This is a genomic window from Microbispora corallina (genome assembly GCF_016863035.1).
Taxonomy (GTDB): domain Bacteria; phylum Actinomycetota; class Actinomycetes; order Streptosporangiales; family Streptosporangiaceae; genus Microbispora; species Microbispora corallina.
The window spans coordinates 37,676-52,370 of the sequence record NZ_BOOC01000008.1 but is presented as its reverse complement, the minus strand read 5'-3'; the positions used below and the strand labels follow the sequence as shown (position 1 = coordinate 52,370).

At 74.3% G+C, this 14,695-nt stretch carries 15 protein-coding genes; 10 read left to right on the top strand and 5 right to left on the bottom strand.

The genetic code is table 11. The annotated features are described in order from the left end of the window. Positions 1–10 precede the first annotated feature (10 nt). The 5 genes from Mco01_RS12180 (at position 11) to Mco01_RS12160 (ending at position 6,464) form a co-directional block, all read left to right on the top strand. Positions 11–838 carry an ABC transporter ATP-binding protein gene (locus Mco01_RS12180; RefSeq protein ID WP_204057008.1) on the top strand — a complete coding sequence of 276 codons (828 nt, stop codon included), beginning with the start codon at positions 11–13 and terminating at the stop codon, positions 836–838. Then, positions 835–3,165 (top strand): YhgE/Pip domain-containing protein, encoded by a 2,331-nt coding sequence (locus Mco01_RS12175; RefSeq protein WP_204057007.1) that lies wholly within the window; start codon positions 835–837, stop codon positions 3,163–3,165. The genes Mco01_RS12180 and Mco01_RS12175 overlap by 4 nt, the downstream gene beginning before the upstream one ends. Next, positions 3,162–3,788, top strand: coding sequence for a TetR/AcrR family transcriptional regulator (locus Mco01_RS12170; protein ID WP_204057006.1), 627 nt, complete (start codon positions 3,162–3,164; stop codon positions 3,786–3,788). The genes Mco01_RS12175 and Mco01_RS12170 overlap by 4 nt, the downstream gene beginning before the upstream one ends. An 83-nt stretch (positions 3,789–3,871) precedes the next feature. Next, on the top strand, positions 3,872–5,695 hold the full coding sequence (locus Mco01_RS12165; protein WP_204057005.1) for a substrate-binding and VWA domain-containing protein: 1,824 nt from the start codon (positions 3,872–3,874) through the stop codon (positions 5,693–5,695). A 16-nt stretch (positions 5,696–5,711) separates the two neighbouring features. Next, the gene (locus Mco01_RS12160; RefSeq protein WP_204057004.1) at positions 5,712–6,464 is read left to right on the top strand and encodes a hypothetical protein; all 753 of its coding nucleotides are present in this window, start codon (positions 5,712–5,714) and stop codon (positions 6,462–6,464) included. 18 nt (positions 6,465–6,482) lie between these two features. Here the strand turns inward: Mco01_RS12160 and Mco01_RS12155 are convergent, their stop codons facing one another. Continuing rightward, positions 6,483–7,427 (bottom strand): threonine ammonia-lyase, encoded by a 945-nt coding sequence (locus Mco01_RS12155; protein ID WP_239103547.1) that lies wholly within the window; start codon positions 7,425–7,427, stop codon positions 6,483–6,485. 85 nt (positions 7,428–7,512) lie between these two features. Between Mco01_RS12155 and Mco01_RS12150 the strand changes: the two genes are divergently transcribed. The 3 genes from Mco01_RS12150 (at position 7,513) to Mco01_RS12140 (ending at position 10,920) form a co-directional block, all read left to right on the top strand. Beyond that, positions 7,513–8,469 (top strand): LysR family transcriptional regulator, encoded by a 957-nt coding sequence (locus tag Mco01_RS12150; RefSeq protein WP_204057002.1) that lies wholly within the window; start codon positions 7,513–7,515, stop codon positions 8,467–8,469. A gap of 115 nt (positions 8,470–8,584) precedes the next feature. Continuing rightward, positions 8,585–9,223 (top strand): LysE family translocator, encoded by a 639-nt coding sequence (locus Mco01_RS12145; RefSeq protein ID WP_204057001.1) that lies wholly within the window; start codon positions 8,585–8,587, stop codon positions 9,221–9,223. Between the two features lie 80 nt (positions 9,224–9,303). Continuing rightward, a complete protein-coding gene (locus tag Mco01_RS12140; RefSeq protein WP_204057000.1) occupies positions 9,304–10,920 on the top strand; it encodes a serine/threonine-protein kinase in 1,617 nt (538 codons plus the stop codon). Positions 10,921–10,923: 3 nt separating this feature from the next. Here the strand turns inward: Mco01_RS12140 and Mco01_RS12135 are convergent, their stop codons facing one another. Beyond that, complete coding sequence (locus tag Mco01_RS12135; protein ID WP_204056999.1) at positions 10,924–11,199, bottom strand: helix-turn-helix domain-containing protein; 276 nt, start codon at positions 11,197–11,199, stop codon at positions 10,924–10,926. Positions 11,200–11,251: 52 nt separating this feature from the next. Between Mco01_RS12135 and map the strand changes: the two genes are divergently transcribed. Further along, the gene (map, locus tag Mco01_RS12130) at positions 11,252–12,019 is read left to right on the top strand and encodes a type I methionyl aminopeptidase (RefSeq protein WP_204056998.1); all 768 of its coding nucleotides are present in this window, start codon (positions 11,252–11,254) and stop codon (positions 12,017–12,019) included. A gap of 47 nt (positions 12,020–12,066) precedes the next feature. After that, on the top strand, positions 12,067–12,789 hold the full coding sequence (locus tag Mco01_RS12125) for an HAD family hydrolase (RefSeq protein ID WP_204056997.1): 723 nt from the start codon (positions 12,067–12,069) through the stop codon (positions 12,787–12,789). A gap of 50 nt (positions 12,790–12,839) precedes the next feature. Here the strand turns inward: Mco01_RS12125 and Mco01_RS12120 are convergent, their stop codons facing one another. The 3 genes from Mco01_RS12120 to Mco01_RS12110 are packed head-to-tail and all read right to left on the bottom strand — an operon-like array spanning position 12,840 to position 14,639. After that, a complete protein-coding gene (locus Mco01_RS12120; protein WP_204056996.1) occupies positions 12,840–13,811 on the bottom strand; it encodes an NADP-dependent oxidoreductase in 972 nt (323 codons plus the stop codon). After that, entirely contained in the window at positions 13,811–14,281 is a 471-nt protein-coding gene (locus Mco01_RS12115) for a pyridoxamine 5'-phosphate oxidase family protein (RefSeq protein WP_204056995.1), read from the bottom strand. The genes Mco01_RS12120 and Mco01_RS12115 overlap by 1 nt, the downstream gene beginning before the upstream one ends. Positions 14,282–14,309: 28 nt before the next feature. Then, positions 14,310–14,639, bottom strand: a complete 330-nt coding sequence (locus Mco01_RS12110) for a GNAT family N-acetyltransferase (RefSeq protein WP_204056994.1) — start codon at positions 14,637–14,639, stop codon at positions 14,310–14,312. Positions 14,640–14,695 lie beyond the last annotated feature (56 nt).

The window sequence follows — 14,695 nt, the reverse complement described above, 5'->3', positions numbered from 1 at the left end:
AGGAGGGGCGATGGCGGAGGAGGCACGGGCCGCGTTCGCGGGCGCCGAGGTGCGGGCACGCGGCCTCGGCCTGCGGGGACGGCACGGCTGGGTCTACCGGGACGTGACCCTCGACGCCGGGCCCGGTACGCTCACCGCCGTCCAGGGCGAGGCGGGCAGCGGCCGGACGAGCCTGCTGCTCACGCTCGCCGGACGGATGCGGCACGGCGAGGGGACGCTCCTGGCCGGCGACCACGACCGCCCGCGGGCCATCCGCAGGGTGGCCGCGCTCGGCCTGTTCCCGGACGTGAACCCGCTCGACGACGCCCTGTCCGTACGGGAGCACCTGCACGAGCGGATGCGGCCGCACGGCCTGCTGTGGCGCCACGGGAACGGCGACATCGTGGCGCCGGCGCTCGCGCGCGCGGGCCTCGACCCGGCCGGCCTGCCCGAGGGCGACCGGACGCTCGCCCGGGACCTCACCCGCGAGCAGGCGGTGCGGCTCGGGATCGCGCTGGCCCTGCTCGACGCGCCGGGCCTGCTGCTGGTGGACGACGCCGACGACGGGATCCCGGCGGACGGGCGCCGCGCGCTGTGGGCGACCCTGCGGGGCCTCGCGGACGCGGGGCTGACGGTCATGGCCGCCTGCACGGACGCGCGGGAGGCCGCCGAGGCCGCGTCCCTCGTGCTGACCCTGCCCGGCCGGGACGGGGACGGGCCTGCGGACGACCGGCGGGACCTGGACGGCGACGCACACGGGGACGATCCGCGAGACCTGGACGGCGACGGGCCCGGGGACGATCCCCGAGACCAGGACGAGGACGGGCGGGACGGCGACGAGGAGGGCGGGCTCCGATGAGGTCTCCGCACCCGGGGCGGCTGGAGTTGCGCCGGTTCACGCGCTCACGACTGACCAGGGCGGCGCTCGTGGCCGTGGTCATGCTGCCCCTGCTCTACGCGGGGCTCTACCTGTGGTCGTTCTGGGACCCGCAGGGGAACCTGGAGCGCGTGCCGGTGGCGCTGGTCGTGGAGGACCAGCCGGCCGCGGCGAACGGCACGACGCTGCGGGCGGGCGGCGACCTGGCGGACGAACTCGTGAGGCGCCGGGTCTTCGACTGGCACCGGGTGGACGCGGCGGAGGCCGACCGGGGCGTGCGCGACGGCAGGTACTACCTGTCCCTCACGATCCCCCGGGACTTCAGCGCCGACCTCGCCTCCCCCTCCGGCGACGGCGCGCCGCGCCCCGCGCGGCTCGGGGTCCGCGTGGACACCGGCCGCAGCTACATCATGCGGACGATCTCCGACTCCGTCTTCCGCGAGGTGAAGGAGGCGTCCGGCCGCAGCGCGGTGCGCGGTTACCTGGACCAGATCTTCCTGTCGTTCGCCGACCTGCACGACCAGACGCTCCGGGCGGCGCAGGGGGCGGACCGGCTGCACGACGGAACGGCGCAGGCCCGCCAGGGCGCCGCGTCGCTGAACGCCGGGCTCGGCACCGCGCAGGACGCCACCGGCAGGCTGTCGGCGGGCGCGGGGACGCTGCGGGCGGGGTCCCGGGCCCTCGCGAGCGGCGCGCACACCGCCTACGCGGGTTCGAGGACACTGGAGGCCGGCCTGTCGACGGCGGCGAAGGGCGCGGCCGGCCTGCGGTCCGGGCTCGCCGCCCTCGACGCGGGCGCGGCGAAGCTGGCCGAGGGCAACCGGCAGGCGTACCGGCAGGTGCACGCGCTGTCGCCGGTGGTGAACGGGGCCGCCGACAGGTACGCGCCCGTGCTGACCCGCGACGGCGACCGGATCAGGCGGGCCGCCCTCACACTGGCCGACGGCGCGGACGCCGTCGCCGGCGCGCTGGGCGGCCTGCCCCAGGAGGTCAGCGGCTCTGCGGGCGCCGCCCGGCAGGACCTGCGCGCGGTCGAGCGCTGGCTCGACGCCCACCCCGGCGCCGACCCCGAGCTGCGCGCCCTGGTCGAGCGCGCCTCCGGCTCGGCGGGCGAGCTGTCGGACGCGGCGGGCCGGCTGCAGAGCCGCCTCGGTGCCCAGGCGGGCCGTACGGACGACCTCGCCCGCACGGCCCGGCAGGTCGCGGGCGACGCGCGCGAGCTGGCCGCGGCGGCGCCGGGGCTCGGCGCGGCGCTCGACGGGGCCCGTGACCGGTTCAACCAGCTCGACCGCGGTCTCAGGCAGCTCGCCGACGGAGCGGACGACCTGCGGAACGGCAGCGGGAAGGCGCTGAAGGGCGCGTCCTCGCTGTCGGCGGGCCTCGGCCGCCTGGGCGGCGGCGCGAGCAGGCTGTCGGACGGCCTCGCGCGGCTCGGCAGCGGGGCGAGCCGGCTGGACGCGGGCGTCGGCGCGCTGGCCTCGGGCGCCGGGCGGCTCGACTCGGGCATCGGCAGGCTGCACGAGGGGGCGGGCCGGCTGGACCACGGCCTGGTGCGGCTGGCGAACGGCTCGGGCGAGCTGGCCGACAGGCTGGGCGACGGCGCCGCCCAGATCCCCGACTACGGCACAGCCGAGCGCGACAGCCGTACGGGCATGATGAGCGACCCGGTGCGGCTCGACTCGCGGATCGACAACGACGTGCCCAACTACGGCACCGGCTTCGCGCCGTTCTTCGTGCCGCTGGCCCTGTGGGTGGGCGCGATGGTGATCTACATGCTGCTCCGCCCGATGAACCCGCGGCTGCTCGCCGGGTCGGCTCCCGCGTGGCGGACCGCGCTCGCCGGGTGGCTGCCGGGGATGGCGATGGGCACGCTGCAGGTCGGGGTGCTGCTCGCGGTGCTGCGCCTCGGGCTCGGGCTGTCGGCCGCGCACTGGCTCGGCGTGGCGGGCTTCCTGCTGCTGACCACCGCGGCGTTCCTCGCGGTGATCCAGGCGGTGAACGCGCTGCTCGGCACGCCGGGGCGGATCGTGGTGCTGGCGCTGCTGATGCTCCAGCTCACCTCGTCGGCGGGGACGTACCCGATCGAGACCTCGCCCGGGTTCTTCCAGGCCGTCTCGCCGTGGCTGCCGATGAGCTGGGTGGTCGCGGCGATGCGCCGCCTGATCAGCGGCGGCGACCTGGCCGTGGTGTGGCAGGCTTGCGGCGTGCTGACCGCGTTCGCCGTCCTCGGGTTGTCGCTGACCGTCCTCGCCGTGCATCGGGGCCGCACGTGGTCCCTGCGCCGGCTCAAGCCGGAGCTGGCCCTGTGAGCACGCGCGGCGAGCGGACCGAGCGGACCGAGCGCGGCGAGCGGGGGCGGCGGGGCGACACCCGGCAGCGGCTCTACCGGGCCGCGGTCGACCTCATCGCCGAGCAGGGCTACACGGCCACGACGGTCGACGCCATCGCGGAGCGCGCCGGGGTCGCCAAGGGCACGGTCTTCTACAACTTCGGCAGCAAGGAGGCGCTGTTCGCGGGGCTGCTCGACCACGGCATCGAGCGGCTCGCGGACGCCCTCGCGGAGGCCGCCCGGGCGCCGTCCGCCTCTCCGGTCGCCACGCTCGACGCCCTCGTGCTGGCCCAGCTCCGCTTCGTCGACGAGTACGGGCCGTTCGCGCGGGTGCTGCTGGCGGAGATGTGGCGGGCGGCCTGGCAGGAGGCCGTTCTGCGGCTGCGCACGAGCGTGCTCGGCGTGTACGAGCGGGTCCTGGAGGAGGCGGTGCGCGCGGGCGAGCTCCGTGAGGGGCTCGACACGGCGACGGCGGCGACGGCCGTCTTCGGCATGGTGCTGACGGTCGCCATCGAGCGCCGCGCCCTGCGACCCGACCACCCGCTGGACGACGTGCACGCGACGCTCGTCGAGCTGATACACGGCCGCATCTCCGGACGTTAGCCCGCCGAGATCATCGGCAACTAACGTGAGCCGTCATTCGTCGGGATAAGTGCTGGCATTCCTCGAATGGCCCTGGAGGACGCGTGTACCCCCCACCCCAGCAGAAGCGCCGCCGCGGCTTGGCGCCGTTCATCATCGCCGTCATCCTCGCGGGCGCGCTGATCGTGGGGCTGAGGACGCTGATCGGCGGCGGCGGGGGCGACGACCCGGGCGGCGGCGGCGCCGGCATCGCGCAGAAGCGGGCCTGCGGCGACGACGGGATCGTGCTCACGATCGCGGCGTCCAGCGAGAAGGCCGAGCTGCTGCGCGGCATGGCGAACGGCTACAACGGGCACCGGGTGGACGGCCGCTGCGTCGACGTGGTGGTGAACTCCAAGGCCTCGGGCGGCGCCATGCAGGCGCTGGCCCGCGGCTGGGACGAGCGGCAGGACGGCCCCCGCCCCGACGTCTGGACCCCGGCGAGCGCCGGCTGGGTCGCCCTGCTGCGGCAGCGGACGGAGGGCGGCGACCGCGCCACCCCGGTGGCCGCGGACAACCCCACCCTCGCCGAGTCGCCGCTGGTCATCGCGATGCCGAAGCCGATGGCGCAGGCGCTCGGCTGGCCGGCCAAGAAGGTCGGCTGGTCGGAGATCCTCGACCTGGCCAACGACCCGAAGGGCTGGGCGAAGTACGGGCATCCGGAGTGGGGCGCGTTCCGCCTGGGCAAGACGAACCCGAACTTCTCCACCTCCGGCCTCAACGCGACCGTCGGGGCGTACTTCGCCGCCACCGGGCTGTCGGGCGACCTGACCGAGAAGGACGTCTCCTCCGCCAAGACCCGGGACTTCGTGCGGGGGGTCGAGCGGTCGATCGTCCACTACGGCGACACGACGCTGACGTTCCTGTCCAACCTCCAGCACGCGGACGACGAGGGCACGGCCATGTCGTACATCTCCGCCGTCACGGTGGAGGAGAAGTCGGTGTGGGACTACAACCAGGGCAACCCGACCGGCGACCCGAAGACGCTCGGCGAGCACGCGAAGCCGAAGGTGCCGCTCGTGGCCATCTATCCCAAGGAGGGCACGCTCTTCTCCGACCACCCGTACGCCGTGCTGTCCTGGGCCGACGCGGCGAGGAAGGCGGCCGCGGCCGACTTCCTGAAGTATCTGCAGGCGCCGGAGCGGCAGCGGGAGTTCGAGAAGTACGCCTTCCGGACCTTCGACGGCAAGCCGGGCGACCTCATCACGGCGGCCAACGGCCTCGACCCGAAGCAGCCGTCCACCACGCTCGGCGCCCCCACCCCGCAGGTGCTCGACCGGATCCTGAAGAGCTGGTCGGAGCTGCGCAAGCCGGCGAACGTCCTCATGGTCATGGACGTCTCCGGCTCGATGGGCGCCGAGGTCCCCGGCACCGGCAGGACCAAGCTCGACCTGGCCAAGCAGGCGGCCGTCAACGCGCTGCCGCAGTTCGGCCCCAACGACCGGGTCGGCCTGTGGATGTTCTCGCTCAAGCAGGACGGCGACAAGGACTACCGCGAGCTCGTCCCGATGGACAGGAACACCGGCAGCCGGCTCAAGGACCGCATCGAGGGCCTGATCCCCAACGGCGGCACCGGCCTGTACGACACCACGCTCGCGTCGTACCGGTACGTCATGGCGCACCGCAGCGGCGACGCGATCAACGCGGTCGTCTTCCTGACCGACGGGAAGAACGAGGACAACAACTCGATCTCGCTGGACGACCTGGTCCCCGACCTGCGCACCGAGGCCGGCGAGGACGGCGTGCGCGTCTTCACCATCGCGTACGGCGCGGACGCCGACCTGGGCACACTCAAGAAGATCTCGCAGACGACGGACGCCGCGGCCTACGATTCGCGCAAGCCGGGAAGCATCGACCAGGTGTTCACGGCCGTCATCTCCAACTTCTGACTGCCGGGAGCCGCCCGTGTCCCGCTTCACCGAGGAACTGCGCGATCCGTGGGGGCTGCTCCTGGGCGCCACCGCGGGAGGCGCGGCCTGGGCGGTCGACGTCCACCCGGCCGGCGCCGCCTTCGTGGGCGTCGCCGTCTGGCTCGTCAAGGCGTTCGCCTCGGCCTGGCAGTCGACCGGGGGCGAGAGCCGTACGGAGGAGCCGGAGGCGCCGCGCGTCGCGCGGGGCAGCGCCGAGGAGGCGTGGCTGCGGCGGGCCGAGCGGGCCGCCGCCACGTTCGCGGACCTCACCGCGTCGATGCGCGGGCAGCTCCTGCTCGACCGGATCGCTGAGATGCGCCCGCAGGTGGACGACACCGTCGCCACCCTGCGCCGGCTCGCCGGCCAGGCGTCGGTGACGGGCGCGGCGCTCGCCCGGTTCGACCCGGGGTTCCTGGAACAGGAGCGCCTGCGGCTCATCCACGCCCGGGAGCGGGCGCGCGGCGACGTCGCGGGCGAGCTCGACCGGTCCCTCGCCTCACTGGCGGCGCAGCGGGAGGTGCTCGACCGGCTGACCGCCGCCCGCGACCGGGTGCTCGCCCGTCTCGAGTCCGGGGCGATCAGCCTGGAGGGCCTGGTCGCCCGGGCCGTCGAGGTCGGGGCGATGAGCGCCACGTCCTCGGCGGCGGACGACGGGACGCGGGCCCTCGACGAGCTCACGTCCGAGCTGGAGCTCACCCGGCAGAGCCTCCACGAGGTCGAGGAGGCCACCCGCCGCGACCTCCCCTGACGGCCCCCGTTCCCCTCGTCAGGCGGCGAGGAGGCGGGCGAGCTCGGCGGGGCCGGCGTTGCCGCCTGTGCAGACGACGGCGACCTCGGCGCCGGCGAACTCCTCGCGCCGGGCCAGCAGGGCCGCGAGGGCGGCCGCCCCGGCGCCCTCGGCGAGCGTGTGGGCCTCGGTCAGCAGCATCCGCTGCGCCCGCAGGATGTCCTCGTCGTCCACGAGGACGAAGTCGTCCAGGCGGGCGCGCATCACCGCCTGGGTCATGGCGAACGCCGAGCCGGTGGCGAGCCCGTCCACGACCGTCTTCACCGGCCGGGTCACCGCCTCGCCCAGCCGCCAGGAGTCGTGGGCGGCGGGCGCCTGGGCCGACTGGACGGCGATCACCCGGCACGCGGGCGCGAGCGCCTCGGCGACGATGCAGGCGGCGGCCGCGCCGGTCCCGCTGCCGACGGGCACGAACACCGCGTCCAGCCGCGGCCGGGCCGTGAGGATCTCGGCGTAGAGCGTGCCGACGCCCGCGATGATGTCGGGCTCGTCGGCCGGGCTGACGAGCCGCATGCCCTCCCGGTCCGCCAGGTCCCCGGCGTGGCGGGCGGCCTCGACCATCGTGGCGCCCGCGACGTGGACGTGCGCGCCCAGCGCCTCGACCGCCGCCACCTTGGCCGGGTTCGGGTTCTCCGGCATGACGACGGAGCAGGGCACGCCGTGCAGCCGGGCGGCGTACGCGACGGACTGGGCGTGGTTGCCGGTCGAGTACGCCACCACGCCCCGCCGCGCGTCGGGCATCCGCGCGAGCAGGGTGATGCCGCCCCTGACCTTGAACGCCCCGGTGGGCTGGACGTTCTCGTGCTTGACGTGGACGCGCGCCCCGACGGCCGCGTCGAGAACGGGATAGGACCACATGGGCGTCTCGGGAAGGTGCGGGGCCAGCAGCGCGCGGGCCTCCAGCACGTCACGGATGTCGGTCATGAATCTCAGCCTGCTCGCCGTACGGCCCATAGGTCCAACTCGACTTTTCGCGGTGACCCATAGACCGCGTTGATATGGTGCGGAGATGCTCGACGTGGTGCGGCTTCGCGTGCTGGTCGCGGTCGCCCGCACCGGCTCGGTCACGGCGGCCGCCCGCGAGCTGCACTACTCGCAGCCGTCGGTGAGCCACCACCTGGCCCGGCTGGAGGCGGAGACCGGGGCGAAGCTGGTCCAGCGGGTGGGCCGCGGCATCCGGCTCACCGACGCCGGGCGCCTGCTGGCCGAGCGGTCCGCGGAGATCCTCGGCCGGCTCGACTCCGCGTCCGCCGAGCTCGCCGCGCACGTCGGGCTGCGGTCGGGGCGGGTGCGGCTGGCCGCGTTCCCCTCGGCCCTCGGCACGTTCGTCCCCGCCGCCGCCGTCCGGCTCGCGTCCGCGCACCCGGGGCTCGACCTGCGGCTCATCGAGGCCGAGCCACCCGAGGCCCTCCGCATGCTCCGCGACGGCCAGGTCGACGCGGCGGTGGTGTTCCGCTACGGCGGGACCGGCCCGGACGAGGACGGCGTCCGGCTGACCCGCCTCCTCGACGAGCCGAGCCTGCTCGTCACCCCGGCCGCCCTCCTGGACGTTCCCGCACCGATGGGCGACGGGACGGGGACGCTGGCCGGGCACGCCGGGTCGCGGTGGATCGCGGGGTGCGACCGGTGCCGGGCGCACCTGCTCGACCTGTGCGCCGCCGCGGGCTTCGAGCCGCGCGTGTCGTTCACCACCGACGACTACGTGGCGGTCCAGGCCATGGTGGCGGCGGGGCTGGGCGTCGCCGTCCTCCCCCGGCTCGCGCTGTCGGCCCACCGCCACCCCGGCGTACGGACGGCGGGGCTGCCCGGCTCGACGCGGCGGGTGTTCGCCGCCACGTACGGCGAGCCGCCCGATCCCCCCGCGACGGCCGCCCTCGTCGCCGCGCTTGTCGCCGCCGTCGAGGAAGCCGAAACCGTCGGCGCGGTCCAGGGAGCCGATGCGGTCGCGGCCGCCGGGATGGTGTGAGACCGCGGTGGTGTGACGCCGGGATGGCTGACGCGCGGGCGGTGTGAGACCGCGGTGGTGTGACGCCGCGGAAATCCGATGGCCGCGCGGCGGGCCGCGTTCGTACCATCGCGGCATGCCCGCACTGCCGACGCTCGCCCTGTTCGCGACCGCCACCCTCGCGCTGCTCCTGGTCCCCGGACCCGCCGTGGTCTACATCGTCACCCGCAGCGTCGCCCAGGGGCGCGCGGCGGGACTCGTGTCCGTGCTCGGCGTGCACGCCGGGTCGCTGGTGCACGTCGCCGCCGCCGCGCTGGGGATCAGCGCGGTCCTCGCGGCGTCGGCCACCGCGTTCGCCGTCGTCAAGTGGCTGGGCGCGGCCTACCTCGTCTACCTCGGCGTACGGAAGCTCCTGAGCCGGCCGGCGGCGGAGACGCCGGAGGTCAGGCCGGCGTCGCGGTCACGGCTGTTCGGGGAGGGGTTCGTGGTCAACGTGCTCAACCCGAAGACGGCCATCTTCTTCCTGGCCTTCCTCCCGCAGTTCGCCGACCCGGCGCGGGGACCGCTCGCGCCGCAGATCGTGCTGCTGGGGGCGATCTGGGTGGTGCTCGGCATGGCGAGCGACGGCACCTACGCCCTCGCCTCGTCGGCCCTCGCCGGCCGTCTGCGCTCGTCCGCACGGGCCCGCAGGCGCCTCGACGTCGGCAGCGGCGTCGTCTACCTCGGTCTCGGCGCCGTCGCCGCGCTCGCAGGCGAGGGAGCCAAGAAGCTCTAGGCGCGCCTCCGGCGATCGTTTTCCACCCCGCGCGCGATCTCATCCACTAACGTCACCCGAGGGCGATTGTGGAGGTCGGTTTGCGGGGTTTACAGGGACTCGGTCAGGGCGACCCCTCGCACGTCGGCGCCTACCGGCTCGTCGGCGTGCTCGGCGAGGGCGGGCAGGGCGTCGTCTACCGGGGCGAGGGGCCGGGCGGAGCGCCGGTCGCGGTCAAGGTGCTGCACGCCCGGTTCGCGGGGGACGCGAGGGCCCGCTCGCGCTTCGCGGGCGAGCTCGCCCACGCCAAGCGCGTGGCGGCGTTCTGCACCGCGCGGGTGCTCGACGCCGACGCGGACGGCGACCGGCCGTACATCGTGAGCGAGTACGTGGACGGGCCTCCCCTGTCGGAGGTGATCTCCTCGGGCGGCCCCACCCGGGGTCCCGCGCTCGACCGGCTGGCCATCGCCACGGTGACGGCGCTCGCGGCGATCCACCAGGCCGGGGTGGTGCACCGGGACTTCAAGCCCGGCAACGTCATCATGGGCGCGGACGGCCCCCGGGTCATCGACTTCGGCATCGCGCGGGCCCTCGACGCCACCGGGACGCTGTCGAGCGCGGTGGTCGGCACGCCCGCCTACATGGCCCCGGAGCAGATCAGCGGGGCGGAGGTCGGGCCGCCTGCCGACGTCTTCGCCTGGGCGTGCACCGTCGTGGCCGCCGCCACCGGTGCCGCGCCCTTCGGCCAGTCGTCGATCCCGGTGGTGATGCACCGCATCCTGCACGAGGAGCCCGATCTCGGGCCGCTGTCGGGCCCGCTGCGCGACATCGTGGCGGCCTGCCTCGCCAAGGACCCGGCCCGCCGCCCGACCGCCCGCCAGGTCCTGCTCCGGCTGCTCGGCGGGGCGGAGGCGCCCGGGGACGCGCTGCTCAGCGAGGGCGTCCACGCCGCCTCCGGAACACCCGGCCGGTCCGCAGGTCTCGGCGCGGCCGAGGGCGCCGCGCCCGGCTTAGCGCCCGGCGCATACGGGGGCGCGCCGCCCCACTCCAGGCCCGTCACCGCCGAGGGCACACCACCCGGCTCCGGCCCGGGCGCATTCGAGGGCACACCGCCCCACTCAGGACCCGGCGCGGCCGGGGGGGCGCTGCTTCTGCCGCCCGGCTCCGCGGACGCCGCCGGGACGCCGGACGCGACGGCCCGTCTGCGTCCCACATCCGGGCCCGCGGCACCCGGCGGGGAGGCGGGCCCGCGGAGGGGCCGCCGGGCGATGGCGCGGCTGGTCGCCGCGGCGGGTTTCCTGCTCGCGGCGGTGACGTTCGTGGCCTGGGGAAGCGTCGGCACCCTCAGCGGCGGCATGTCGATCCCCATCGACGTCACCCCGGTGGCCGGCCTGGCCACCGTCTGGGGCGTGGTGACGCTCGCGACGGGCCTGCTCGCGATGGTCGTCGCGATGATCGACGAGTTCACCCGGCGGGTGTCCGCCGCGTGGGCGGCGCTGCCGGGCCTCGCCGCCGTCGGCGCGCTGACCGCCTTCTGGATCCGGCGGGAGGACCTGCACAGCGCGCATCCGAACCTGGGCATGCTCTCGCCCGACGAGCTGCGCGGCTTGGGCGCCCGCTTCTACACGTCCATCGCGTACGGCTGGTACGCCGCGCTGGCGATCGCCGTCGTCCTCGTCGTGCTGGCCCTGGCGGCCGTCCCGCTCCGCCGGAAGTAGCGTTCAGCCGGCCAGCGCGGTTCTCCCGCCGTCCCCGCCCTCGGCGCACGCGGCGGCGAGCTCGTCCAGCGAGAGGCCGAGCGCGGCGGCCAGGGCGGCGATCGTGAAGAACGCCGGCGTCGGGGCGCGCCCGGTCTCGATCTTGCGCAGCGTCTCCGCGGACAGCCCCGCGGCGGCCGCGATCTCGACCATGCTGCGGTCGCCGCGCGCCTGCCGGAGCAGGACGCCGAACCGCTCTCCGCGCTCCCGTTCCCAGGGGCTCAAGGGTGGCCTCACCATGGGTGTGATACTAATACCGGTATAAGTATTGGGTCTACCGAGGAGCCCGGACATGGTGGAGATCAAGTCGGACGACGCCCTGGCGGCCATGCGGGAGGCGGGCAGGGTGGTGGCCCGCGCCCTGGAGGCGGTGCGGAAGGCCGCCGCCGTGGGTGTCCGCCTGCGCGACCTGGACGAGGCCGCCCGCGCGGTGCTGGACGAGGCCGGCGCGGGCTCGCCGTTCCTGGGCTACCGGCCCTCCTTCGCGCCCACGCCCTTTCCCGGGGTCATCTGCACCTCGGTGAACGACGCCATCGTGCACGGCATCCCGGGCGACTACCGCCTCAGGGACGGCGACCTGCTCGGCGTCGACTGCGGCGCCGAGCTGGACGGCTGGACGGGCGACGCCGCCGTCACGTTCACGGTCGGCACGCCGCGCCCCGCCGACCTCGAACTCGTCGAGACGGCCAGACGCGCCCTCGACGCCGGGATCGCCGCCGCCGCCGTCGGAAACCGCGTCGGCGACATCTCCCACGCCATCGGCACGGTGGCGCGCGCCGCCGGGTACGGGATGCCGCGGGACTTCGGCGGCCACGGCATCGGACGCCGGATGCACGAGGACCCCGCGGTGCCGAACGACGGACGGCCGGGCCGCGGCTACCCCCTCCGACACGGCCTCGCCCTGGCCATCGAGCCCATGGTCATGGCGGGCGGCGGGACCCGCTACCGCACCGACGGCGACGGCTGGACGCTGCGGACCACCGACGGCAGCCGGGCGGCGCACATGGAGCACACCGTGGCCATAACCGAGGAGGGCCCGCGCGTCCTCACGCTGCTCTGAGGCGGGCGGCCCGAAGAGACGGCGGCGGCGCATGGCAGAGTGAACGGGTGACGATCCGCGGAGTGCTGTTCGACGTCGACGACACCATCTTCGACTACTCGTCCTCGGAGGAGACCGGCCTAATTGGGCACCTCACGGCCGAGGGCCTGCTGGACGCCTTCCCGTCCCCCGCCGAGGCGGTGGCCGTCTGGCGGCAGATCATGGAGGAGGAGTACGCCCGCTGCCTGGCCGGGGAGCTGACGTTCGCGGAGCAGCAGCGGGTCCGGACCCGGCGGTTCCTGACCCACGCCGGGCGCCTCGCCGACGGGGGGATGTCCGACGCGGAGGCGGCGGTCTGGTTCGAGCGGTACGGCGGCCACCGCGAGGCGGCCTGGGCCGCCTTCCCCGACGCCGACCCCGTGCTCAGGAAGCTCGCCCCGGCGTTCAGACTCGGAGTCGTCTCCAACTCCTCCCTGTCCCACCAGCGGCGCAAGCTCCGGAGGGTCGGCCTGCTCGACCACTTCGGCGAGGCCGTCCTGTGCTCGCTGGAACACGGAACGTCCAAGCCGGACCCGGCCATCTTCCTCGCCGGCTGCGCCCTCCTCGGCCTCCCGCCGCACCAGGTCGCGTACGTGGGCGACAGGTACGACATCGACGCGCTCGGCGCCCGGGCGGCGGGCCTGCGCTCCTACTGGCTCGACCGGGCCGCCACCGGAACCGCCGTCGTGGACGGCGTCACCGTCGTCCACTCCCTCGACGACCTCGCCCTCGACCTGATCCCCGGAAACTGATCCGCCTCATTAAGCAGTGGACATGTCAACCGGCCCCCTCGCCGCACACTTCAGCGCTCCAGTCCTGACTTGACAAACTCGGACAAACGCCCGGGCTTGACCTGCAGCACAACAGGACCGCCGTTGGCGCCCGCGATGGCGCGCTCAAGCGCTGTCGCCGCCTCGGCCAGCGGCAGTGCGGAGCCGACCGACAGGGTCAGCCGGCCATCTCCCAGTAGCGCACAGAGCTCCGCGAGCTGGGTGGCGTCCGGGCGCACGTAGACGTCGGCGACGCTGATTCCACGGTCGGCTGCCGGCGGGTCGCCGGTGATGGTCGCCATCCGACCACCCTCCTGCACGGCCAGGATGGTGTCGGCACTCCCCCCGCGAACAGCGTTGACAGCAGCGTCGACGCCCGCGCCGCCGGTCAGTTCGCGGACGCGATCGGGCCACCCGCTGTCGTGGTAGTCGACGACCTCGGCCGCTCCGGCCTTTGCCACTCGAGCGACGCTCGACGGTCCGGCGGTGGCGATCACCCGAGCCCCACGCAGGGCGGCGAGCTGCACAATCAGCCCACCGGTTGTCCCACCTGCGCCGTGGACGAGCAACGTCTCGCCCTCGGCGAGCTTGAGCGACTCAGCGAGGACCTGCTTCGCGGTCAGCGCGGGCACCGGGAACGCCGCCGCCACCTCCCACGACACGCCAAGCGGCTTCCGCACGACCAGACCGGCGTCCACAACGACGCGCTCCGCCCAGCAACCCTGGTCACGCAGCGGCAGCGGGTGACCGAGGACCTCGTCGCCCTGCCGAAGGCCTGTGACCTGCGAACCGATCGCGATCACCGTGCCGGCGACTTCCACGCCAAGCGCCATCGGCGGTGTGGGCCCGACGTTCCACACGCCGGTTCGGACGATGTCGTCCCAGTTGCCGACACCGGCCGCCTCGACCTCGATCAGGACCTCGTCCGGACCGGGGCTATGAGGGTCGGGGAGGTCGAGCAACTCGACCTGACCAGCGGACTCACGCACTCCAGCAGCACGCATCACACTTCCTCCTCTTCACTTTGAACAACCTGGTACTTGGCAGACCACTCGGCGATGAGGGCGGTTTCGTCCGCGTCGCCGAAGGCATAAGCGGGTGACGTGATCGGTCGGGCCTGATCGACATGGACCAAGACAGCTTCGTGGGCGGGGTAACCCGGTCCGTTCAGGTCGAGCAGCCAGCTGCGTAGCCATTCGTAGACCGGCGTTCCCTGACCATGAAGCGTCGCGGTACCGGTGAACCGATAGCCCCGGCGTCGGAGGACATCCACCGCATTCATCTCGATGCGCGGGTCCGCGGTGAGATTGGCGATCGTCTGGGGCGAGGCGATGTTCATGAAAGCGATGTGCTCGTCGTCGTACACCCGCGCCGATCCCTTCGGTGACAGGTTGGGCGAGCCGTCCGGCCGCACCGTCGCGACGAAGGTAAGCCTGGCGGCCTCCACGATCAGCCGCATGTCGGCGTTGATCATGCTCTTGGCTCCTCTCTTATTCCCTCTCTTAGTCCCTCTCGTTTCGCGTACGTCCGTAGCCGGCAGCGAGCGTCCTGGCGAAGTGAAACGCGCTTATGGACAGGCCGACGCGTGCGTAGAACCGATGCGCGTCGCTCCGCGTCACAGCCGAGTCCAGCTCGATCGTCTGACAGCCCGCGGCGACGCCCGCCCGCTCGAGCCAGGCGAGCAACGCACGGCCCGCGCCCATGCGTCGCATCCCTGGATCGGTCACGAGGTCGTCGACGTAGAGCACCCGCCCCCGTATGGTCGACATGATTCGCCAGCTGGCCAGGCCGACGAGTCTCCCGGCCTGCTCGAACGCACTCAGATGACGCACCCGTTGCGCCGCCGACGCTGCGATGGACCCGGTCAGGTCGGCGGTGCCCCTCGCAG

Coding starts and splice junctions, on each gene's coding strand:
- map (WP_204056998.1), top strand. CDS start 11,252: ATGGTGGAGATCAAGTCGGACGACGCCCTGGCGGCCATGCGGGAGGCG.
- Mco01_RS12120 (WP_204056996.1), bottom strand. CDS start 13,811: ATGCGTGCTGCTGGAGTGCGTGAGTCCGCTGGTCAGGTCGAGTTGCTC.
- Mco01_RS12150 (WP_204057002.1), top strand. CDS start 7,513: ATGCTCGACGTGGTGCGGCTTCGCGTGCTGGTCGCGGTCGCCCGCACC.
- Mco01_RS12175 (WP_204057007.1), top strand. CDS start 835: ATGAGGTCTCCGCACCCGGGGCGGCTGGAGTTGCGCCGGTTCACGCGC.
- Mco01_RS12180 (WP_204057008.1), top strand. CDS start 11: ATGGCGGAGGAGGCACGGGCCGCGTTCGCGGGCGCCGAGGTGCGGGCA.
- Mco01_RS12145 (WP_204057001.1), top strand. CDS start 8,585: ATGCCCGCACTGCCGACGCTCGCCCTGTTCGCGACCGCCACCCTCGCG.
- Mco01_RS12155 (WP_239103547.1), bottom strand. CDS start 7,427: ATGACCGACATCCGTGACGTGCTGGAGGCCCGCGCGCTGCTGGCCCCG.
- Mco01_RS12135 (WP_204056999.1), bottom strand. CDS start 11,199: ATGGTGAGGCCACCCTTGAGCCCCTGGGAACGGGAGCGCGGAGAGCGG.
- Mco01_RS12115 (WP_204056995.1), bottom strand. CDS start 14,281: ATGATCAACGCCGACATGCGGCTGATCGTGGAGGCCGCCAGGCTTACC.